The sequence below is a fragment of the Acinetobacter sp. ESBL14 genome, from assembly GCF_036668815.1.
Classification (GTDB): domain Bacteria; phylum Pseudomonadota; class Gammaproteobacteria; order Pseudomonadales; family Moraxellaceae; genus Acinetobacter; species Acinetobacter gyllenbergii.
In genome coordinates this window covers 1-417 of the sequence record NZ_JAZEVS010000046.1, presented here as the reverse complement: position 1 = coordinate 417, position 417 = coordinate 1, and the positions used below count along the sequence as shown (strand labels likewise).

Below are 417 nucleotides of genomic sequence, written 5' to 3'. Positions count from 1 at the left end.
CTGCGGCAGTCACGGTGAAGTTGTTGCCATTTACGGTCACCACTGTACCAAGCACTGCATCTGGTCCCAATGCCACGCGTGCATCGAAGCTACCATCCGCACCTAATTCAGTCGCATTCAAGATGCCGTCACCGTTTAAGTCATCTGGCACTGTGATTGCACCAATCAAGTCAGCTGGCAATGTATCCACGGTAATGGTCACATCTGCATTCGCTGTATCGATGTTACCTTGAGCATCTACCGCTTCTGCATGGATGGTGATCGGGCCATCGCCTGTCACTGCAACCGCCGCTGTGATATACCCATTGACGAGATCTGCGGCAGTCACGGTGAAGTTGTTGCCATTTACGGTCACCACTGTACCAAGCACTGCATCTGGTCCCAATGCCACGCGTGCATCGAAGCTACCATCCGCAC

1 protein-coding gene is annotated in these 417 nt (G+C 53.2%); it reads right to left on the bottom strand.

Translation table 11 applies throughout. From position 1 onward, the window contains the following. Positions 1-417 (bottom strand): hypothetical protein (locus tag V6E90_RS21555; protein WP_332606415.1); only part of this gene is annotated, 417 nt, incomplete at both ends.